The following is a 17,261-nucleotide window of genomic DNA, read 5'->3' on the forward strand; positions in this document are numbered from 1 at the left end:
CCTCATGGTTTCTCATTAGCTCTATTTCAAAAATATCATGTTATTTCATAAAGCCCAAATTTCTTTGCTTCTAAATTTCGCTACCTTCAAATTGTGATTGATAAAGTGAGGCGTAGAATCCACCTTTTTCTAACAATTCATCATGATTACCAATTTCTACAATATCGCCATCTTTCATGACAATGATTGTATTAGCATCACGAATCGTTGATAGACGGTGTGCAATAACAAAGCTTGTACGTCCTTCCATTAGTTTTTCCATACCCTTTTGAATAAGCACTTCTGTACGTGTATCAACTGAAGATGTTGCTTCATCTAAAATAAGAATTTTAGGATCTTTTAGAAACGCTCTCGCAATTGTCAATAATTGTTTTTGTCCTTGTGAAATATTTGATGTTTCTTCATCAAGAACCGTATCATAACCATCTTCTAAGGTATTGACAAAATGATCTACATACGCCATTTCACAGGCATTTTTTACTTCTTCATCACTGGCATCTAATTTACCATACATCAAGTTTTCTTTAATTGTTCCATGAAAAAGCCATGTATCTTGTAAAACCATTCCAAACAAACTTCTTAAATCATGTCTTGAAAAATCTTTAATATCATGACCATCGATCATAATTGAACCTTTATTTAATTCATAAAAGCGCATCAACAATTTAACAATCGTTGTTTTTCCTGCTCCTGTTGGACCAACAATAGCGACTGTTTGTCCAGCATGAACATGCATATTGAAATCATGAATAATTGTTTTTTCTGGAAGATAACCAAAATTAACTTGATTGAAAGTAACTGAACCATGTAATTTTTCAACTTCATCTGTTTCAATTTTAACTGTTTCAGGTTCTAATTCTTCTTCCTCTAAGAATTCAAAAACACGTTCCGCAGCGGCTGCTGTACTTTGTAACATATTCATTGTTTGAGCAAGTTGAGCAATTGGTTGATTGAATTGGCGTACATATTGAATAAACGCTTGAATATCACCAATTGTAATCGTATTACCCCCTGCTAAAAAACCACCTAATAAACAAACACTTACATATCCTAAGTTTCCTACAAAGTTACTTAAAGGTTGCATTAAACCTGATAAAAATTGAGATTTCCATGCTGAATCATAAAGTGCATCATTATATTCATTAAAAGTTTTAACAGAATCTTCTTCCCCATTAAAGGCTTTAACAACATCATGAGCACCATACATTTCTTCAATATGACCATTGACATCTCCTAAGCTTTTTTGTTGTCTGCTAAAATACTTTTGAGAATGTTTCATAACAAACATAATAAGTAACATCGAAAGTGGTAAAACAAGTACCGCAATCAATGTCATTTTTACAGAAATGGTAAGCATCATAATAAAGATTCCAACAACTGTAACAGAAGATGTAATCACTTGTGATAAACTTTGATTAAGTGATTGGGCAATTGTATCAATATCATTGGTTACTCTACTTAAAGTGTCTCCACTAGAATGTCTATCAAAATAACTTAAAGGCATTCTTGACATCTTCTTAGATAAAGAGCTTCTTAAATCATAAGCAACTTTTTGTGAAATCGAAGATGTAATAAATCCTTGAATAAAACTAAAGAGTGCACTGACAAGATAGAAACCAACAAGAATCAAACAGATCATACCAATATAATCAAAATCAATTCCTCCTGTATTACTTACCTTGGCCATAATTCCTTCAGATAATTTATCTGTTGCTTTAGCAAGAATCTTTGGTCCTACAATTGTAAAAATCGTTGATCCTACCGCAAAAATAATAACAACCGCTAATTTAAAATAATAAGGTTTTAAATAAACAAATAATTTCTTTAATGTTCCTTTAAAATTCTTGGCTTTTTCACCATTACCTCTCATTCCACGACCCATTGGTCCACGAGGCCCTTGTCTTCTTCTTTCATTACTCATGACTTAGTTCCTCCTTAGATAATTGAGAATAGGCAATTTCTTGATAAACCTGACATGATTTCATTAATTCCTCATGTGTCCCTTTACCAACAATTCTTCCTTCATCAAGGACAATGATTTGGTCTGCATCCATAATAGAAGCAATGCGTTGTCCTACTAATAAAACTGTACTTTTTGTCTTTTTAACAAGTTGATTTAATTCTTGACGAAGTTTAGCATCTGTTTTGAAATCAAGTGCTGAAAAACTATCATCAAAAATATAAATATCTGGATTTTTTGCAATAGCACGAGCAATCGCAAGTCTTTGTTTTTGACCACCAGAAACGTTTGTTCCACCTTGTGAAATTTCCATATCAAAACGTTCTTCTTTTTGATCAATAAATTCTTTTGCTTGAGCAATTCGAATCACTTCTTCTAATTCTTCATCTGTTGCCTCTGGTGCACCATATTTTAAATTAGAACGAATTGTTCCAGAAAATAAGTTTCCTTTTTGAGGAACAAGTCCAATACGATCACGTAATTCATGTTGTGTCATATCACGAACATCAACCCCTGCAACCTTAATATTTCCTTCACTGACTTCATAAAAACGAGGTACTAAATTAATAAGTGTTGATTTTCCTGAACCAGTAGAGCCAATAAAAGCTGTTGTTTGTCCTGGTTTAGCAACAAAATCAATATCTTTTAAAACCGGTTCACTTGCCCCTGGATAAGCAAATGAAACATGATTAAATTCAACAAGTCCTTTTTTACTTTCATCTAAAGCAATTGGATTTGTTGGATCTTGAATTGTTGGCTTAGTTTCAATAATTTCATAAACACGATTAGCAGCAACACTGGCACGAGGTAACATAATAGCAATCATTGCAATCATTAAAAAAGCCATAATAATTTGCATTGCATATTGCATAAAGGCCATCATTTGTCCAATTGCTAAATTACCTAAATCGATTTGTTTAGAACCATAATAGACAATTACTAAAGTAACGACATTAAAGATAAACATCATAATTGGCATAATAGAAGCCATTGATCTATTAACAAATAAGTTTAAATTTGTAACATCTTTATTGGCTTTATCAAAACGATCTTCACTATGTTTTTCATTACCAAAAGCACGAATAACAAGCATTCCTGATAAATTTTCACGCATTGTGAGATTTAAACGGTCAATTAAATTTTGAATAATTTTGAATTTTGGCATAACTACAGCAAACGCAACCGCCATCACACCAAAAATAACAAGAATAACAACTGCAATGATCCATGTCATTGATGGTGATTCTTTTAAAACTTTAATTAAAGCTCCAATACCAATAATTGGTGCAAAACATACAATACGTAAAAGCATCATTGTCACCATTTGTACTTGAGTAATATCATTTGTTGTACGTGTAATAAGCGACGCTGTTGAAAAATGATTAAATTCTTCATTAGAAAAGCTTTCTACTTTTTCAAAAACATCTTTCCTTAAAGCACGCGCTACACCAGCACCAACTTTTGTCGCAAAGAAAGCAACTGAAATTGCAGCCACTGTTCCAAGTAAAGCAATTCCTAACATCTTTAAACCTGTTTTAAAAATATAATCGGTTTGTACTTTGTCAATGTCAGCACCTAATTTTTTATATTCTGCTTTAACACCATTACCAGCAGCAATTTTTAAAGTACTTTCTCCCATGGTATCCATCTTTTTATCAATGTCTTCAAACATCTTTGCTTTTTGACTTTCATCCATAAAAGAAATAGCGTCATAAATCGTCATATTTGGAGGTAATTGTCCAAATTTTTCTTGATACTCTTTACTAGAAGTATCCATACTATCAAGCGAAGTAATAATTAACATCGGTTTCATTAAAATACTTTCTAACTTACTTTCTTCATCACTTGATAAATCTTTCAATTGATAAACTGTTTTTCCTTTAGCCTTAGGAAATGTATCAATGATATCTTGATTGACTTTACTAACTTTTTTATAATCTTTTTTTACTGTTTTTTGATCCTTTTGATCAACAAACAATAATAAATGTTGATAAGTTTCTTCCGTTAAAACATCTGAAACAGGTGAAGCAAATCCCCCTGCTTGAATTCCCACTGAAACAATATCACTCATATAATCTGGTAAAGTTAATTCAGTTTGTGCTTGTACAAACAATAAACAAATACAAGCAAGAATTAAATACCAGAATTTCTTTAAATATCCTTTAATCTTGAACATCTAACTCCTCCTTCATTAAACGAATATTCTTTTCAAAGATTTGACAATACGTTTTCATTCTATCTAAATCTTCTTTATTTATTCCTCCAAATAAGCGTGTTGTAAACATTTTCATATCATCTTTACAACTTTTAATTTCTTCTTTTCCCTTTTCCGTAATATGTAATGAGACATTTCTTTTATCATGTCTACTTACAACTTTTTCAATAAAACCTGCTTTTTCTAAACGTTGTAATCTTACTGATAAAGTAGCTGGTGTAATTTTTAAACGTTCTGCAAGAATTTTTTGATTAGGATGACCAAAATGATCAATAAGACCTAACAAATAACACTGATCAGCAGATAATCCTTCCCTATTGCTTTTTTTACTAGTAAGTTCTTGAATATTTTTATGGAGAGATTTAAATTGTAAAAAGATTTCTTTAATATCCTCAAATTCCAATAGATCCATAAGACACCTCCTATTAGTTAGTATACTAAACATTATAGTTAGTGCACTAATCAATGTCAATATATTTAGTACACTAATTATTTTTTTATAAAAAAAGAAGGAGTCTTAACTCCTTACTTGTCCATTTCCATAAATCATATATTTTGTAGAAGTAATTTCCTGTAAACCAAGTGGGCCTCTGGCATGAAGCTTTTGCGTTGAAATACCAACTTCTGCCCCAAAACCAAACTCTCCCCCATCACTAAAACGTGTAGAAGCATTATGATAAACACAAGCTGAATCTAAAGAATCCATAAAATATTTTGCTGTTTCTTTATTTCCGGTAATAATCGATTCTGAATGTTTTGTTGAATAGTTATAAATATGTTCAATCGCTTCTTCAATATCATCTACAACTTTTATATTACAAATATAATCATCATATTCTGTAGCATAATTTTTTTCAGTAGCTTCTAGACAATCTATGATTTTTCTTGTTTTTTCATCACCATAGATTTGTACATTTTTAAATATTTCTTGAAGTTTTGGTAAGAATTCTGGTGCTACTTTTTGATGAACAAGAATCGTTTCAATTGCATTACATACAGATGGTCTTTGGATCTTTGCATTTTTTGCAATTTCTAAAGCCATATCAAGATTGGCTTCTTGATCAACATAAAGATGACAAATTCCTGCTCCTGTTTCAATTACTGGAACAGTTGCATTTTTAACAACATATTGAATAAGCCCTGCACTTCCACGAGGAATAATGACATCTACATAATCATGGGCTTGAATTAAATCTAAAGTTTCTTCACGCTTTTTTGTTTCAATAAGAGTAACCGTATGTGTTGGTAAAACATCTTGAATAGCCTCATTTATAATTTGAACTAAGATGCGATTTGAATGAATGGCTTCTTTACCACCTTTTAAAACACAAACATTGTTTGTTTTAATACATAAACTGGCAATATCTACTGTTACATTAGGTCTTGATTCATAAATTACCCCAATCACTCCTAAAGGAATTCTGATTTGTTGAATCACTAAACCATTGGGTCTTTTAATTTCTCTTACAAGAGTTCCAATAGGATCTTGTAAATCAATTACTTTTAAAATATCTTTTGCCATCGCTTCAATACGTTCTTTATTTAATAATAAACGATCAACCATCGATTCTTTAATACCATTATTTTTAGCTTCTGCAATATCTTTTTGATTTTCTTGAATAATCAATTCACTTTTTTGAATTAATGCCTCAGAAATATTTTTTAAAGCTTTATTTTTTACTTCTGGTTTAACATTTTGCATAAAACGACATGCTTTTTTAGCTTCTTTAAGTTGTTCCTTAATCATAATTTCACCCCTTATTAATGACTAGATTATCTGCATGAATCACTTCATCATAATCTTTATAATGTAAAATACTTTCTATTTCATTACTATGATGATCTTTAATCAATTTTAACTCATCACTTGAATAATTCGTAATACCTCTTGCTATTAAGTGTCCTTTAAAAGAAAGAACATCAATGACACTACCTTGCATAAATGAACCTTCAACTTCTTTGATTCCTTTAGGTAGTAAACTTGTATGTGTTTTTAAAGCCTCATATGCACCATCATCAACAATGACTTTTCCCTTAGGAGAACTACGATACATGATCCAATGATCTCTAGCACTTAAAGTACGCCCCGCTTTTCCACTAAAATATGTTCCAATTTGTTTTCCTTCTAATAAATCAATAAGAGCTGTTTCATTATTGCCATTAACGATGGCCATATCTCCTCCATAATCATTAACGATTTTTGCAGCACGTAATTTTGTCACCATCCCACCTGTACCAAATTGACTACTTGAATCTTTCGCATAGTTCATAATTTTATCATCCACAAGTTCAATATCACTTAATAATTTTGCATTGGAATTGGTATGAGGATTATCATTATAAAGTCCATCAATATCTGAAACTAAAACAAGTAATTGTGCATCCACAATAGGTAATAGTAAGGCAGATAATGTATCATTATCTCCTACTTTGATTTCATCTACCGCTAATGTATCATTTTCATTAATAATAGGAATCACATCATAATCTAAAATAGAAGATAAAGCATAGCTTAAATTCATCAAACGTTTACGATGATCAAAATCATCATGATTTAATAAAATCTGTGCACATTTTAAATGAAACAATGAAAATAAATCTTCATAAATTTGCATCAAATGAGCTTGTCCAATAGCCGCAAGTGCTTGTTTTTTAGAAATTTCTTTAGGTTTTTCACTTAAATTTAAAACACCCATTCCTGAAGAAATCGCTCCTGATGAAACAAGTGTTACTTTTAACCCTTTACGTTTTAAAATAGCTATTTGTTGGATGAGTTTTAAAATTCTTTCTTTATCTAGTTGTCCATCTTCATTACACAAAGAAGTCGAACCAATCTTTATAATAACATGTTTGACATGTTCTAAATTTCTCATGTTTACACCTACTTTTCATTTTTTCTTATTATACAGAAAAGAAAGGCAATTGACAACAAGTGAATACATTTGAAACACTTTTATAGCTATTATAATTTTTTATTATTATCTTTCATATATCTAGATAAATGATAAAATAGAACATATTATTAAGGGGGAAAAAATTAAAATGAATCTCATAATTCCAGAAAATTATGATCCTGTGTTGTCTTTAAGACAAACACAAGAAGCAATTAAATACATAAGAGATACATTTCAAAAAGAATTTGGAAGAGCTTTAATGTTAGAAAGAATTTCAGCACCTCTTTTTGTCCAAAAAAGCAGTGGTTTAAATGATAACTTAAATGGTGTTGAAAAACCTGTTTCTTTCCAAATCAGTTGTTTTGAAAACGATGATATTGAAGTCGTTCATTCTCTTGCTAAATGGAAAAGAATGGCACTTAAAAAATATGGTTTTGGTGTTCGTGAAGGACTTTATACAAATATGAACGCTATTAGAAAAGATGAAGAAGTTGATAACCTACATTCTTACTATGTTGATCAATGGGATTGGGAACGTGTCATCGAAAAAGAAGATCGCAATATTACAACATTAAAAAATCATGTTAAAAAGATTTTTAAAGTCATTAAACATATGGAACATGAAGTTTGGTATAAATACCCTCATGTTGTTAATCGTTTACCAGATCGTGTTCATTTCATTACTGCACAAGAATTAGAAAATCAATATCCTGATTTAGCAGCTAAAGAAAGAGAAAATAAAATTTGTAAAGAATTCGGGTGTGTCTTTGTTATGCAAATCGGTAATGTTTTACAAAGTGGACAAAAGCATGATGGACGTGCACCAGACTATGATGATTGGAAACTCAATGGTGACTTGTTATTCTGGTACGAACCATTACAATGTGCCTTAGAAATCTCATCAATGGGTATCCGTGTGGATGAAGATTCTTTAGTTGAACAATTAAAGAAAGAAAACTGTGAAGATCGTTTAAATCTTCCATATCATCAAGCCATCGTGAATAAAGAATTACCTTACACTATCGGTGGTGGTATTGGTCAATCAAGACTTTGTATGTTACTTTTAAATCGTGCTCATATTGGTGAAGTACAAGCAAGTATTTGGCCTCAAGAAATGATTGATGAATGTGAAAAAAATAATATTCATTTATTATAAAAAAAATCTATCCATGCGATAGATTTTTTATGTCTAAATAAATAATAAAGGATTCCTACAAAAATAAGGAATCCTAAAATAAAGAAAGCAAATAACCCACTTATAACTCCACAAAGTAAGACTGTCATCAATAATATGATTATAATATAAACTAAAAGAAATATTTTTTAAATTTCCTACCATTTCCTTTAGGAAATGTACTCTTTGTTTCTTTTTTATCTCTTGTTTAAAATCATCAACAACTTGTTTGTTTTGTTTTTGTTGTTTCATCTTCAAAATGAATAATTACTTTTTCTTCTTTCATAGTTTTTCTCAAAAAAAAGAATTATAGCTTAAAGCTATAATTCTAATGTATCACTCTTTTTATATCATAAATTCCTTGAATACGTTCAAGATTAGCAATTGCACGATTTAAATGTTCAGCATCATCAACACCAATCTTTAATTTAATTAAAGCTCTACCATCATCTGATGCATCCGCATGAATATTTAAAATATTGATTTTCATTTGTCCTAAAACCGTAATAATATCATTTAATAAATTTGTACGATCTAAGCCATCAATTTGTAAATCAGCATCAAATTTCAAATTAGAAAGTGATGCAAAATCCCAATAAACATCAATTAAACGGCTTTGAATTTCTTTTTGTTTAATATTTGGACAATCCACACGATGAACTTTGATTCCTTGTCCTTGAGAAACATAACCAGTAATTTGATCTCCAGGAATTGGATTACAACATTTAGAAAGTTGAATCTTTAATCCTGAAACACCTTTAACAACAACTCCATTATTAGATGTCGTTTTTTCTAATTTTTCTCTTTGTTCATTATTTCTTTGTAAGATTTTAGATAAGTTATCAAAGAAACCTGTTTTCTTTGGATTTACTTTTTCTAAAAGTGTCGCTACTGAAAGATTTTTCTTTCCAATAAAATAGAAAATATCATCTAAACTTCTTGCTCCAAAAGCACCTAAATATGTTTTGTAAGTTTCTGGATCCAAGAATTTCTTTTCATCAAGTCCACGTTTTTTGATTTCATCTTTTAAGATTTTCTTACCATCTTCAATCGTATCTTTCTTAGTTTCAGCTTCTTTTTTAGCGAGGAAAGTACGAATTTTATTACGAGCTCCTGCGGTTCTTACAAATTTCAACCAATCTTCACTTGGTCCAGCGGATTGTTTGTTGGTTTTGATTTCACAAACATCCCCTGTATTTAATTTTGTATCGATAGGCACCATGACATTATTGACAATCGCACCAACTGTATGATGTCCTACTTCTGTATGAATACGATAAGCAAAATCAACTGGTGTTGAACCGTTAGGAAGTTCAACAATTTTTCCTTGTGGCGTTAAAACATAAACATTGGCTTCAAAAATATCACGAGAAATGGAGTCATAATATTCTTTGGCATCGCCATCTTTGATATCATCTGACAAAGAAATAAATTCTCGTAACCATTGAAGTTTTTCTCCAATTTCTTTTTGTTCCGCTTTGGCAGAATAACCTTTGCCTTCTTTATAACGCCAATGAGCAGCAACCCCAAGTTCAGCAAGCTCATCCATTTCTTCAGTACGAATTTGGATTTCAAAAGTATTACCATCTTCACCAATAACAGAAGTATGAAGTGATTGATACATATTTGGTTTAGGCATAGCAATATAATCTTTAAAACGTCCTGGAATTGGACGATAATGATCATGAATCAATCCTAAAACACTATAACAATCAAGTTTATTTTGTAAAATAATACGGAGTGCATAAAGATCATAAAGTTCATCAAAACGTTTATGTTTTTTAAACATCTTCTTATAAATACTATAGATAGATTTCGCACGACCTAAAATACGATATTGATAATGATTTTCCTTTAATAAGTTTTCAACTTCTTCCATCATCTTCGCCACAGATTCTTTTCGCTCATCTTGTTTTGTTTGAAGAAGTCTCGCAATATCATGATAAGCAATTGGATCTAAATAAGATAAAGAAAGATCTTCCAATTCTGTTTTAATATCGCTCAACCCTAAACGATGAGCAATCGGTGTATAGACTTCTAAAGTTTCTCGAGAAATACGTTTTTGTTTTTCTGGGGGCATGAATTGTAATGTACGCATATTGTGTAAACGATCGGCAAATTTGATCAAGATAACACGTATATCTTTAGCCATCGCAATATAGATTTTACGATGATTTTCAGCATATACGTCTGCTTCATCTTTAAATGGCATTTTAGAAATCTTCGTAACACCTTCTACAAGGGTCGTTACTTCTTCTCCAAATTCTTTCACCATTTCTTCACGTGATACATCACAATCTTCCATGACATCGTGTAAAAGACCCGCTGTAATGGTAAGTGGTCCTGTTTGTAATGTTGATAAAATATAAGCAACCCAAATCAAATGAATTGTATAAGGTTCTCCACTTTTACGTTTTTGTCCTTCGTGTTTAACCATGATATAATCATAAGCTTTTTTAATAAGCTTCATATCATCTTCATTGGTAATATAGCGTCTACATGATTCATAGACATCTTCTATAGTGACTTTATCTCCAGCTTTTTTAAACTCTTTCATATTATAACCCCCTCATATGATAAAAGAGAGTTTCCTCTCTTTTATTTAATAAGTTAATACTGAATAGACATTATAGTCTTTTAATTTTTCTCTACCTTTTAGAGCTTCAAGTTCAATTAAAAAGGCAATTCCTACAACTTTACCACCAAGTTGTTCAACAAGTTGAATAGTTGCTTCAACTGTTCCACCTGTAGCAAGTAAATCATCTATAATAACAACATTTTCACCAGGTTTGATACTATCGGCATGAATATGAACTTCATTTTTTCCATATTCTAAATCATAACTTGCTGAAACTGTTTCTCTTGGTAATTTTCCTGGTTTTCTAACAGGTACAAACCCTGCATTTACTTTGTAAGCAACAGGACATCCAAATAAAAAACCTCTTGCTTCAGGACCAGCAACAACATCTACTTGAACTCCAAGTCCATCGATCCATTTAGCGAATGTGTCAATTGATTCTTTATAAGCTTCTTTATCTTTTAATAAAGGTGTTACATCTCTAAAGATAATTCCTTCTTCAGGGAAATCTTTAATATCTTCAATATATTTTTTAAAGTCCATTTTATGTACTCCTCCTATTTCTATTATAACAAACTTTTATTATCAAGGAAACTATTTCATATCCTCTATAATCATATTTATTGATTCTGTATTTAAATATTTATTAATTTTTAAAGTTCCTATTAAAGAAATTGTCTTTTTTTGTTGTAATTGCTCAATTTCATTCGAACAATTAAAATAAAGTGCTTGTAAATTACCTTTATTTAAAGGAATATCGAAACGTAAATGTTTCCCATCAGATAATACACGACTAGTAAAATTCGTAATATCTTTTAAAACAAATTTCATTTCTTCATTACATTGACCATACGGCTCTAACAACTCTAATTCTTTAACAGCTGGTAAAGTAAGCTCATTTAATTCAATTTGAATCCCTTCAAGAACTTTTTCATTAGAAAAAGTATGTGTTGTTAAGTAGGTATGCAATGTTTCTTTTAAAGTTAACACTTCATCTTTAGCTACTTGAAAGCCACCCGCTAAAGCATGTCCACCATATTGTACAAAATAATCTTTTAAATCATCAAAGATTTGATTTAAAGGAATACTTTCAATACTTCTGGCACTTCCTCGATACACTTCATTTTTTTCATCGTATTTCATCACAAAACTCGGCTTTTGAAATTCATGAGTATACTTTCCCGCAATTAAACCTACGATTCCTTCATGAACTTCTTGATCATAGCTGTATAAAAATTCATCTTTTTGGCTATTTTCTAAAATGTTTTTGTATTGTTCATTTGTAAGAGATTGTCTTTTACTATTGATTTTTTTAGCGTATTGAGAAATTTGGATTGCAAATTTTTGATCGACATCCTTTAAAAAATAACGTACTAAATGATTTGGATTAACAAGTTCTGGTAGTCTTCCAAAGGAATTGATTTTAGGTGCAATATTAAAACCTAAAGTTGTTGTATTATATTTTTGATTTTCACCAATTAAAAGTTCTAATTGAAGATATTTTTCTTCATTCATAAATTGCAGACCTCGCGAAACAAGCGATTTATTTTCATCAACTAAAGGCATCATATCTGAAATGGTCGTAATAGCTGCTAAAGAAAATAAATATTTATCATGTTTTCCAAGCAAACTACTGGCAAGTTTATACGCTAAAAAACCTCCACATATTTCTTTAAATGGATAATCCGGTGACATTTTTGTATGAATGATTGCACATGCATCCGGCAATTCGTCATAATCATGATGATCAATAACAATAACATCAATACCAAGTTCATTCGCTAAATCAATAGCTTCATACGCTTTAATACCATTATCTACTGTAATTAACAAAGAATACCCTTTTTCATACATTTGTTGAACTCTTTCTTTATTTAGTCCATAACCATCTTCAAAACGATTAGGAATATGATACCCTACTTTTTTCCCTAATTCTAAAAAAGCTTGAACAAGAATGGCTGTTGACAAGATTCCATCACAATCATAATCTCCATAAATACATATTTTTTCATCATTTTCCAAAGCTTCTTGTATACGATCTAAAACTAAATCCGCATCTAAAAACAATGAAAAATCATGATAAATCAATCTTTTTGAAGTATGTCCTTGAACATCTTGTTCATTATATTTTCTTTGTGCAAAAATCTTTGCAAGTAAAGAATGTATTGAATACTTTTGCATATATTCATTATAGTTATGTATTTCTTTTATATCCCAGTTCATAAAATCTCCTTAAATAAAAAATAGTTGTTACCAACTATTTTGAAATGAATTCTTGAAATGCTGCTAAATCGAGTGTACTTGCTTCTTTAACTGCTTGTATACTTAAATAATCAAAAATTTCCGAAAATTGTAAATTCATTACATTATCAATAATATCACACATTGGTAGACTCTTTTGAGATTTCCATTTAATATTGAATAAATAATCTCTTATTTCTTTTTCGGATATATTATCTATTTTTTGCTTACGAAACTCATGAGCTTTTAATTTGATTAGAAAATCTAAATCATATTTACCAAATTTATAATCCAGTTTTTCATTCATGATAAACCAACTCCCACTTCGTCTATTATAGATGAAAATTCGACATAAAGGAAGTCTTTTATGAAAAGAAAACTTATCAATTCATTCATTATTCTTTCCGCTAGTTCAGCTATCTCTAAAATATTTAGTATTTTAAATAGAATGTTGCTTTCCAGGCTTCTTCCTTTAGAAGCTATGTCATTATATCTTGTCATTATGCCAACACTTTCTTTGTGTTTAACACTTGGACAGGTTGGGATTCCTTCTGCTGTTTTTCGTCTTATATTACATCCAAAATATAAAAACTACAAAGTCATTATTACCGCAATTATTCTATCCTTTTTTTCTGTCATTGTTATTTGTGGAACCCTCTTTATTTTAAGTCCTTTCATTGCTCATTCTTTATTAAAAAACGATTATACTCTTTATCCCATTTTATCCTTTTTAATTTTTATTCCATTGATTGCTATCAGTGGTATTATTAAAAACTATTATTTAGCCAAAGGGCATGTCTATGTCATTGCTAAAAGCCAAATTGTCGAAGAAACTTCACGCTTATTATTTACCTATTTATTTTTAGAAACTCCTTTAAGTTCATCCTTACCTTTTTTAGTAACAATCGCTTATTTATCAATGAGTTTTGGTGAATTGATGTCAATTATCTATCTACTTCTTTTAAGTCGTAAAAGATATTCTTTTACTCCTTTAAAAAACATAAACAAGCAAAACTTGATTATGAAAGATCTTTTAAACATTTCTTTACCTTTGACAGGTTCACGTCTTTACCATTGTTTTATGAATTTTTTAGAGCCCATTCTTTTAATTCATGTTTTAACTCGACTTGGTTTAACTCAAAACTTTATCCAAGACCAATATGCCATCCTTTCTGGCTATGTCGTCTCGATGCTTGTCACGCCTACTTTTTTTTGTACGATCATCTATCGCCTCTATTTGCCTATTGCTACAGATGATCTTTATTATCATAAAAGTAATACTTTTTTACATCTTCTTTATGCTTTACTTATTTGTTTTCTTATCGGTCTTCCTTTTACTTTAATTTTCTATTTTTTTCCAAAACGATCCCTTATGATTCTTTACAATACAACAAGTGGCTATCAACAATTAAAATACATGTCTTTTCCTTTTTTACTCTTTTATTTACAAACGCCCCTTTCAACTATCCTACAAGCTAAAAATAAAAATAAAGTGATGTTTATCATCTCTATGATTGAATGTACTTTAGAAATTATCTTAACTTATACTTTATCTCATTATCTTTATGTTAACGCTATTTTGATTAGTTTATTTACAGGATTGATTACAACCTTAACTTTAAGTGCAATTTATTGTTTTAAAATAATAAAAGACACTTCTTTATCTTGAAGTGTCTAATTTTTTTAACCAATTTGAAAATACTTCTAAACCTTCTTTAACAATTTGTGGATCATTTGCAAGTCCAAAACGCAAATGATTTTCCACATCAAAACAACATCCCGGTACAAAGAAGACCCCTGTTTCTTCTTGTAACTTTTCACAGAAAGTATTTGAATCTATTTGATAATCGTATTTTAGGAAACAAACTGTTCCATATTTTGGAATAACACAAGAAAGATGAGGATGAGCTTTTAACCATTCTTTCAAGTAACACTTATTTTCTTCTAAAATCTCACGATTTCTTTTTAAAATCTCTTTACTATATTTTAAAGTAAGTGCCCCTAAATAATCATTGATTGGTCCACTACTAATAATTGAATAATCACGTCTTTCATTGATTAAACGAATAAGTTCTTTATCTTTTGTTTTGATCCAACCAATACGAAGTCCAGGAGTTGATAAAACTTTAGAAAGTCCTGAGGTTGCTATTCCTTTTTCATAAAGATCACTAATGGATTCTTCTTGATAAAGTCCTCGATAGATTTCATCCACAAGAACATAGAGATCATGCTTTTTACATATTTGAATCAGTTGTTGCATTTCTTCATGATTTAAAGTTGTTCCAGTAGGATTGTTTGGTAAATTCAAACAAATCATTTTTGTATTTTCTCTAATATTTTTTTCTAATTCTTCAAAATCGATTTTCCATTCATTTTCTTCTTTTAAATGAATAAAATCAACTTCTACCCCTAAAGATTCAGGAAAACTATAAAGTTGTTGATACGTTGGTAAAAATGATAAAATATGATCATTTGTTGAAAGTAATGTCATTAAAACAAGTTCATTGGCATTGACACCACCATGGCAAATAGCAATTTCTTCATCATCACCACTTTGATATAAACTTAAAATACCTTTTTTTAGTTCATGAGAACCTTCAATAGCACCATAATCTAAAGAAAGATTCATTAAATCTTCTAATGAATCTTTTTTATCATACGCTAATAATTCCTTTAAAGTTAAAGATTTAGCAACTGTATCTGCCAAGTTATAGCGACAGTTATTTTCATGCAAAGTCATATAAGACTCTACTTCAAAACGTTGTAGTTTCATTAGTGCATAACCTTCTTTAAGAAATCTTGAGCACGTTCAGTTTTAGGATTTTCATAGAAAGCTTTTGCATCATTTTCTTCAACGATTTTACCATTTTCTAAGAAAATAACACGATCTGCAACTGTTTTAGCAAAGCCCATTTCATGAGTAACAACAATCATTGTCATTCCTTCTTTAGCAAGTTGTTGCATAACTTCTAATACTTCAATAACCATTTCTGGATCCAAGGCACTTGTTGGTTCATCAAAAAGCATGATTTCAGGGCTTGTACATAAGCTTCTCGCAATCGCTACCCTTTGTTTTTGTCCACCTGAAAGTTTATTTGGATACTCATCTTTTTTATCTAATAAGCCAACTCTTGTAAGATAGTTACAAGCTATTTCATTGGCTTTTTCTTCCTCCATGTGACGTACTTTTGTAAGTGAAAGTGTTAAGTTTTCTAAGACTGTCATATGTGGAAATAAATTGAAATGTTGGAAAACAAATCCCATTTTATTTCTTAATTCTTGATAATTAGATTTCTTTGGATCTAATACTTCCCCATTAAGGTATACATGTCCTGTTTCTGGTACTTCTAAACCATGAATACATCTTAAAACTGTACTCTTACCTGAACCAGAAGGTCCAATTAAACACACAATTTCTCCTTTTTTTACTTCAAGAGAAACATCATCAACTGCTTTTACTTTTTTAAATTGTTTTGATATATGTTCAACTTTAATCACTTTCAGCTAACCTCTTTTCTACATATCTACCTAAATAAGAAATACTAATTGTCATAATTAAATAATAAACTGCAACAATACAATAAGGTGACATAACATCATAATATTGTGCCCCCACTACTTGAGCTGATTTTAATAATTCAACGGCACCAATACAACTGATCAATGAAGAATCTTTAATCAATGTAATAAATTCACTGATCATTGGTGGAATAATTCTTTTAAACGCTTGTGGTAAGATAACAAGTCTCATTGTTTGTTTATGAGAAAGTCCTAAAGTTTCACAAGCTTCCCATTGTCCTTTATCAACCCCGTTGATTCCACTACGAATAAGTTCTGTCGAATAAGCCCCACTGTTAATAGACATAGCAACAGCACCAATTAAAAAGACATTAATTCTTAAAACATTTCCTGTAAACGCTGTATAAATAGATGGAATAACTGAGAATAAAATCAAGATTTGAAGTAACATTGGTGTCCCACGAATGACTTCAACATACACATTTCCAATAATTCTAAAAATTTTATATTTAGATCTTTTTGCTGAAGATCCTAAAATCCCAAAAACAATACCAAATAAAAGGGATACAGCAGCGAGTAAAAGTGATACTACTGCACCCTTAGCAAAGTAAAGTAAGTTTTCAGGAGTAAACACTTTTGAAAAAGCTACAAACATTTCTATACCCCTTTTCTATAATTTT

14 protein-coding genes are annotated in these 17,261 nt (G+C 30.2%); 2 read left to right on the plus strand and 12 right to left on the minus strand.

Annotated elements, in window-relative coordinates; all coding sequences use genetic code 11:
* Positions 1 to 70: 70 nt before the first annotated feature.
* From LJD34_RS03520 to proB, 5 genes are all read right to left on the minus strand, one after another.
* Complete coding sequence (locus tag LJD34_RS03520) at positions 71 to 1,921, minus strand: ABC transporter ATP-binding protein (RefSeq protein ID WP_117871576.1); 1,851 nt, start codon at positions 1,919 to 1,921, stop codon at positions 71 to 73.
* On the minus strand, positions 1,914 to 4,136 hold the full coding sequence (locus LJD34_RS03525; RefSeq protein ID WP_227359191.1) for an ABC transporter ATP-binding protein: 2,223 nt from the start codon (positions 4,134 to 4,136) through the stop codon (positions 1,914 to 1,916). The genes LJD34_RS03520 and LJD34_RS03525 overlap by 8 nt, the downstream gene beginning before the upstream one ends.
* Positions 4,123 to 4,587: a MarR family winged helix-turn-helix transcriptional regulator gene (locus LJD34_RS03530; protein WP_158546503.1), complete on the minus strand. Its 465-nt coding sequence runs from the start codon at positions 4,585 to 4,587 to the stop codon at positions 4,123 to 4,125. The genes LJD34_RS03525 and LJD34_RS03530 overlap by 14 nt, the downstream gene beginning before the upstream one ends.
* A gap of 105 nt (positions 4,588 to 4,692) precedes the next feature.
* Positions 4,693 to 5,922 (minus strand): glutamate-5-semialdehyde dehydrogenase, encoded by a 1,230-nt coding sequence (locus tag LJD34_RS03535; RefSeq protein WP_227359192.1) that lies wholly within the window; start codon positions 5,920 to 5,922, stop codon positions 4,693 to 4,695.
* A gap of 4 nt (positions 5,923 to 5,926) precedes the next feature.
* Complete coding sequence (gene proB, locus LJD34_RS03540) at positions 5,927 to 7,048, minus strand: glutamate 5-kinase (protein WP_227359193.1); 1,122 nt, start codon at positions 7,046 to 7,048, stop codon at positions 5,927 to 5,929.
* A gap of 169 nt (positions 7,049 to 7,217) precedes the next feature.
* On the opposite strand from proB, the gene asnA reads away from it, so the two are divergent.
* On the plus strand, positions 7,218 to 8,225 hold the full coding sequence (gene asnA, locus LJD34_RS03545; protein ID WP_227359194.1) for an aspartate--ammonia ligase: 1,008 nt from the start codon (positions 7,218 to 7,220) through the stop codon (positions 8,223 to 8,225).
* A 346-nt stretch (positions 8,226 to 8,571) separates the two neighbouring features.
* On the opposite strand, the gene LJD34_RS03550 is transcribed toward asnA, so the two are convergent.
* From LJD34_RS03550 to LJD34_RS03565, 4 genes are read right to left on the minus strand one after another with little or no spacing between them, the layout of a single operon-like run.
* Positions 8,572 to 10,800 carry a RelA/SpoT family protein gene (locus LJD34_RS03550; RefSeq protein ID WP_107029330.1) on the minus strand — a complete coding sequence of 743 codons (2,229 nt, stop codon included), beginning with the start codon at positions 10,798 to 10,800 and terminating at the stop codon, positions 8,572 to 8,574.
* Between the two features lie 45 nt (positions 10,801 to 10,845).
* On the minus strand, positions 10,846 to 11,364 hold the full coding sequence (locus LJD34_RS03555) for an adenine phosphoribosyltransferase (RefSeq protein ID WP_022001752.1): 519 nt from the start codon (positions 11,362 to 11,364) through the stop codon (positions 10,846 to 10,848).
* Positions 11,365 to 11,415: 51 nt separating this feature from the next.
* Positions 11,416 to 13,044 carry a single-stranded-DNA-specific exonuclease RecJ gene (gene recJ, locus LJD34_RS03560; RefSeq protein ID WP_022001751.1) on the minus strand — a complete coding sequence of 543 codons (1,629 nt, stop codon included), beginning with the start codon at positions 13,042 to 13,044 and terminating at the stop codon, positions 11,416 to 11,418.
* 34 nt (positions 13,045 to 13,078) lie between these two features.
* Positions 13,079 to 13,369 carry a post-transcriptional regulator gene (locus tag LJD34_RS03565; protein WP_022001750.1) on the minus strand — a complete coding sequence of 97 codons (291 nt, stop codon included), beginning with the start codon at positions 13,367 to 13,369 and terminating at the stop codon, positions 13,079 to 13,081.
* A 60-nt stretch (positions 13,370 to 13,429) separates the two neighbouring features.
* Between LJD34_RS03565 and LJD34_RS03570 the strand changes: the two genes are divergently transcribed.
* Complete coding sequence (locus tag LJD34_RS03570) at positions 13,430 to 14,731, plus strand: oligosaccharide flippase family protein (protein WP_022001749.1); 1,302 nt, start codon at positions 13,430 to 13,432, stop codon at positions 14,729 to 14,731.
* Here LJD34_RS03570 and LJD34_RS03575 read toward each other — a convergent pair.
* Genes LJD34_RS03575 through LJD34_RS03585 form a run of 3 tightly spaced genes read right to left on the minus strand, consistent with a single transcriptional unit; the run spans position 14,723 to position 17,236 of the window.
* Positions 14,723 to 15,835 carry an aminotransferase class I/II-fold pyridoxal phosphate-dependent enzyme gene (locus LJD34_RS03575; RefSeq protein ID WP_022001748.1) on the minus strand — a complete coding sequence of 371 codons (1,113 nt, stop codon included), beginning with the start codon at positions 15,833 to 15,835 and terminating at the stop codon, positions 14,723 to 14,725. The genes LJD34_RS03570 and LJD34_RS03575 overlap by 9 nt on opposite strands.
* Positions 15,835 to 16,560 (minus strand): amino acid ABC transporter ATP-binding protein, encoded by a 726-nt coding sequence (locus LJD34_RS03580; RefSeq protein ID WP_022001747.1) that lies wholly within the window; start codon positions 16,558 to 16,560, stop codon positions 15,835 to 15,837. The genes LJD34_RS03575 and LJD34_RS03580 overlap by 1 nt, the downstream gene beginning before the upstream one ends.
* Positions 16,553 to 17,236: an amino acid ABC transporter permease gene (locus LJD34_RS03585; RefSeq protein WP_022001746.1), complete on the minus strand. Its 684-nt coding sequence runs from the start codon at positions 17,234 to 17,236 to the stop codon at positions 16,553 to 16,555. Before LJD34_RS03585 ends, LJD34_RS03580 begins: the two co-directional genes overlap by 8 nt.
* Between the last annotated feature and the right edge of the window lie 25 nt (positions 17,237 to 17,261).

Source organism: Faecalibacillus sp. MSK20_93 (assembly GCF_020589945.1).
Lineage (GTDB): Bacteria > Bacillota_I > Bacilli_A > Erysipelotrichales > Coprobacillaceae > Faecalibacillus > Faecalibacillus intestinalis.